General features: G+C 38.8%; 5 protein-coding genes. 1 reads left to right on the top strand and 4 read right to left on the bottom strand.

Going from position 1 to position 4,950, the window contains the following annotated elements; genetic code table 11:
* The first annotated feature begins 222 nt into the window (after positions 1–222).
* Positions 223–861: an NYN domain-containing protein gene (locus NATSA_RS15205; RefSeq protein WP_210513471.1), complete on the top strand. Its 639-nt coding sequence runs from the start codon at positions 223–225 to the stop codon at positions 859–861.
* A gap of 98 nt (positions 862–959) precedes the next feature.
* On the opposite strand, the gene NATSA_RS15200 is transcribed toward NATSA_RS15205, so the two are convergent.
* From NATSA_RS15200 to NATSA_RS15185, 4 genes are all read right to left on the bottom strand, one after another.
* Positions 960–1,838, bottom strand: a complete 879-nt coding sequence (locus tag NATSA_RS15200) for a PGN_0703 family putative restriction endonuclease (protein WP_210513470.1) — start codon at positions 1,836–1,838, stop codon at positions 960–962.
* A gap of 179 nt (positions 1,839–2,017) precedes the next feature.
* Entirely contained in the window at positions 2,018–2,452 is a 435-nt protein-coding gene (gene bamE / locus NATSA_RS15195) for an outer membrane protein assembly factor BamE domain-containing protein (protein ID WP_210513469.1), read from the bottom strand.
* Positions 2,453–2,476: 24 nt separating this feature from the next.
* Positions 2,477–4,009, bottom strand: a complete 1,533-nt coding sequence (locus NATSA_RS15190) for an FISUMP domain-containing protein (RefSeq protein ID WP_210513468.1) — start codon at positions 4,007–4,009, stop codon at positions 2,477–2,479.
* A 167-nt stretch (positions 4,010–4,176) separates the two neighbouring features.
* A complete protein-coding gene (locus tag NATSA_RS15185; RefSeq protein WP_210513467.1) occupies positions 4,177–4,815 on the bottom strand; it encodes a fibrobacter succinogenes major paralogous domain-containing protein in 639 nt (212 codons plus the stop codon).
* Positions 4,816–4,950: the final 135 nt, after the last annotated feature.

Raw genomic sequence — 4,950 nt, 5'->3', positions numbered from 1 at the left:
GCAAGGATTTTAGGGCTTTTTTGTCGATTTTCCCGGTCCATTTATCTGCGCAAATGGATGGAATAAAATTTTTTTCGGTATTTTCCACCCAGGAAATTGAAAAAGAGTGTTAACTCACGGAATCAGGTTATTATTCAAGAGTTAAGCTGTTTTGAAAACAATCGTCTATATAGATGGATTTAATTTTTATTATTCAACTTATTATTCAAGAGTTAAGCTGTTTTGAAAACAATCGTCTATATAGATGGATTTAATTTTTATTATTCAACTTATAGAAATCCAAGGAAGAGAGAGGCAAATAGTTATAAGTGGTTAGATTTCAAAAAACTATTAAATAACTTGCTACATGATAAACACGAGATAGTTGCTATAAAATATTATACTGCAGACGTATCTGGTAAAAATGATCCCGACCAACCAACGAGGCAACAGACCTACTTAAGAGCACTTAAAGCATATATTCCGGAATTAGAAATACATAAAGGAATGTTTTTAACGTCAGAAAAATATATGCCTAAAGTAGATGGATCCGGAAATGAGTTGATTTTGTATACTGAAGAAAAAGGGTCGGATGTTAATTTGGCAGTGCATTTATTGAATGATGGGTATAAAGATTTATACTCATGTGCCGTACTATTATCAAATGATGGAGATTTAAGGGAGGCCCTAAAATTAACGAAAAATGAATTAGGAAAAACAATCGGATGGATTCTTCCAAAGTGGACAAATATACGTTCGAACGAACTTCGACACTATACTGATTTTTATCGAAGTTTTGGATTACAAAAATTGATTGATGCTCAATTACCCTCAACCATCCCGGGTACAAATATCAGAAAACCAGATAGATGGAACATATAAACTTGTGAATTTTGGGGAGGTCATTTGACACAGACTCCTATTTGTCATCGCTTTTGGTATAGATATAGCTGAACGAATATTTTTTATTCTTTGCATACTTATTCGGCCATTTCAAAAAGATACCTTTCTTTCAAATAACTTTTCCAAGCCTTAATCTCATTATCCCCCTGCAGACAGTTTATATAATCCTCAAAAGTACAGCCACGAATACCATCCTGTGCTGTTGGTATTAGATGGTCTCGGTACTGCGTCAGTGCGTGCGTGAAATGATGGTTACCGGCCGGATACAACGTTGCAGACACAAACTTGTCAATGTCCCTGTTCCTAACCATTGCTAATCCGAGCAGATGATTTCTCCAGACTTGGCGGAGGTCATCCGTTGTCAGTTCATCACACCCGCTCATGGCAAACATACCGGACTCCCGTGTTGTAACCCAGTATGTGGACTGATGATCATGCACTCGTCTGGCTTCGGAGGGCCCTATCCTGTACCCGCGCTCCGTGTACTTTACTTCAATACCCAGGCCTATCAGACTCCCGTTTTCATCTCGTCCTTGAATGTAAGCATCGAAAGAAGTCAGGTCATCCAAGTACTCTTCTGCTGGCGAAGGCGCCCATTCAAGCTTCATTTGGATTGACTGGCTTAGTTCCAACCCGAAAGCCTCGCTTAGAACATGCTTCATCAGGGCAGGCCTACAGGCAAGTGGAGCCAGCATATTAAATGGTATGTGCTCACTTCTCAATAGATCAGCATCGCGCTTTTTGGAGTAGACAGGGTATCTTTCCCTCAAAGCCTCTCTGACCCCAAGCTCATCGTAGTAATTAAGCAGCGCACGCCCGTCAGCCTCTGTAATCCTATTACCGTAATCCTGGTAGTAGACTTTAAGGAATTTCGCGCGGTACTTGGACTGGTGTAGCCTTGCAGCCGCTTTGAACGGATCGTCTTGTTTGTACTGTGGGCCTATGTCCATAGTCATTTGAATGATACAGGTTCCGGTTTTAACCTGATATGATCAACATCTTAAAGTACATTGAAGGACTTGCAACCATATTTATAATTGCAACTCGATTTCCAGCCGGCAATGGTCACTTGGTCCCCAGTCATAGGATACTTTTTGTCTTAACATGGCTGTCGGCTTAAAATCGGAAGATAAATTTATCGCGAAGGCTCAGACCAACCATATACTTTATTTGATCGATCAAAGCTTACTTGAGGGCCACCTGGGTAGTCCCAATACCAAAAAGTCAGTGTGCCTCCGGCATTGACCTTCTCCGGTTCACCCAGTAGTTCTTCAACCTGTTGCATAGTCATTCCCCTTTGCAGTTGACGCCAATTACGAAGTTCTTGCCAGTTTCCTTTAGCTGCAACTGGTTGCCCACTCTCCTGTTGCCCTTGGACAATTGTTTCCAACTCAATAATCCGTTGCTGAAGTGAAGCTACTACCTGTTCTAATTCAGTGATTCGACTATCAAGCTCTTTGTTATTATTTTGTTGGCCTAAGACTTTTTGAGAAAAACATAGAAAGACCAATAAAACAAATATATGTGCTAGTTTCATATCTTTTACATTATTAATAAAAGTCTTATTCATAACTATAGAATCAGATTTTGTGGATTAATTACAATATTGTGCCATTAAATCATGTGCAACTTCATTCCCTAATTGTGTAGCAGTATCCCAGTAAAAACACGCTAGCTGTAGATTGTTTAAATGATAATATGAAATTCCTATTCGTAGATACGCCATTACAATTTCCTGACGAAAAGGTTTTAAATTAATTGCACTAAGGAAATCACTTACAGCGGATTCATGATCCTGAAGTTCTTGAAAGAAATGCCCCCTCATGATATAGAGCATAGAATTATCAGGATTCAACTCAAGTGATCGATTCCAATCATTTAACATGCCCTTTCCATCTTCCATGAAGGCTTTAATATTACCTCTGTATTCATATAATTCAGAAATTTTATTTTCATCTTCTACATACTTGTATGCCAACTCAATACTTTTGTTCATTTCAACTAGAGCTTTCTCATGTTTATCTAATTCAAATAGTAATTCTGCCATCGTTCGATGACCTTGATACTTATCGACATTTTCAGAATACTTAACAAAATCTTTTAATTCATTTAAGGCTTTTTCTTGTTCACCTAACTCCCAAAAAGCAAATGCTCTATATCCGTATGCATCTGACTCATTAGGGTCTAATTCAATGATCTTGTTCATGTCTTCTATAACCCCTTGAAAGTCTGACAGAGCATATTTAGCTTCGCCTCTTGCAAAATAAAATGCAGTATCATTCGAATCTAAAGCAACTGCTTTATTTAGATCTTGAATAGCGTTATTATAATCTTTTTCTCTAATTTTAATCTGCGCAGACTCAAAGTAGTATTGAGCTGTAGGGTCACTATCTTTTATGCATCGTATAGAGAAACCGTTGTTTTTATTAGCTGAGCCCCACTGTGGTAGTGATGTTTCCCAGATAGTGGCAAGCACATAGCTATGAGCATTGCTCTGACTTAATGAGCTGGAACTCCACCAATATCCCCAGCTTCCTTCACTATCAAACTCACCTTCACTACTTATTAAACCTCCTGGGAAAGCCGAGAATCCGGTTTCATTGGTAGCCCGTGTATTTTCAGCGCCCCAATATTCAGTGCCTGCTGTTTTAAGCTTGCTTCCCTGATTATCACCAAGATAACTATCAAGCAGGTTCCAAGAAGCTTTATCTGGTACATACCACCCCTCCGGACAAATACCCCGATCATCACTCACCGTATACCAATTATAAAGCTTACCATATTTGGTATCATAATCACTATTATTTTCATAGTAAACCCATGCTGGGCTATTTGTATTATTCCACTCAAAAGAATTTGTTACATTTGCTATGGGAGTGCCATCCTGGAATCTTGTCACTCGCAGATTCTCTGCCATCCACTTTTGGCTTCCAATGCGAACAGTTTCATATACATTTCCATCAATGTCAGTTACTGTTTGATCGCTATCAAATACTGCTGATTCACATGAAAAAGTATGAACAAATAAAAGTAATACTATAATTCTTGTTAATCTGCTCCAAGATGAATTCAATGAAGACAAATACTCATAAAAATCTGAATGTTTAAATCTTATTTTAGTTTTCATTCTGTAGCCTCCCCTTTAGTGTAAGTTATTTTGTTCCACCACGTCACTTCACAAACATCATACTTCTCGTCTCCACATAGTCCCCGGCCTCGATCCGGTAGATAAACGCGCCGCTGGGCAAGCTGCTGGCATCGAAAGAGATTCGATTTCAACCACATCATCCTGTATCATTGGCCCCCTCCAATGATTGCTGCGAGCAGAGAAACAGAGGAAGGTCTTGGTAACCTGCTATCATAATTCGTCTCATTTCCCCTGATACAACGCACGTAACATCCATTTTTCTTGTCATCATCAAGCACCATTACATCACCACTGCCATAAAACAAAGATATGATCCAGGCAGTAGTCGGATAAGCCTCTGTGGAACTCCACCAGTAACTCATACCAGAAGTTTCCAACCTTCCATTAAAATATCGATAACCTCCAATAAGAGCAGAAAAGCCACTATCATTTGTGCAATGATCCCTACTTTCAGAATCGTTTAGGAGTTTCATTTTTGAACCGGAGATTTTCTCGCCACCCAAATAATCTACTAATTCCATCCACTCATCAATGTGAGGTATGTGCCAGCCATCGGGGGCTAAACCTCTTGGGTCAATAACAGCTTGCCAATTATAAAGTTTACCGAATTTTTTACCCTTGACAGGATCAAAATCAAGATAGCACCAAGCGGGCTTTAGTTCTTTGTTTGCTCTCTTCCATCCCTCAATTGTCCGCACTTCAAGTATTAGATCATCATTGCGAAACTTATCGACGTTCAGATTTGCAGTCATCCAAACTTGATTGCCTATATCTATTTCATTCATTTTTTTTGATCATAAGTGTCCATTAAAAATATAGTGTTGTTCTTTGAACTTATTGATAGTTAACGCTTTAAAAGCTTTTTAGTGCGGTGACGATTTGAATTGATTAGGTTTACTTCAAAAACGAGTAACCATGAA

Origin of the sequence: Natronogracilivirga saccharolytica (assembly GCF_017921895.1) — a bacterium.
Taxonomy (GTDB): Bacteria; Bacteroidota; Rhodothermia; order Balneolales; family Natronogracilivirgulaceae; genus Natronogracilivirga; species Natronogracilivirga saccharolytica.
The sequence above is the reverse complement of the archived record's forward strand: the minus strand, read 5'-3'. Positions and strand labels throughout refer to the sequence as shown.

Coding starts and splice junctions, on each gene's coding strand:
- NATSA_RS15200 (WP_210513470.1), bottom strand. CDS start 1,838: ATGACTATGGACATAGGCCCACAGTACAAACAAGACGATCCGTTCAAA.
- bamE (WP_210513469.1), bottom strand. CDS start 2,452: ATGAATAAGACTTTTATTAATAATGTAAAAGATATGAAACTAGCACAT.
- NATSA_RS15190 (WP_210513468.1), bottom strand. CDS start 4,009: ATGAAAACTAAAATAAGATTTAAACATTCAGATTTTTATGAGTATTTG.
- NATSA_RS15185 (WP_210513467.1), bottom strand. CDS start 4,815: ATGAATGAAATAGATATAGGCAATCAAGTTTGGATGACTGCAAATCTG.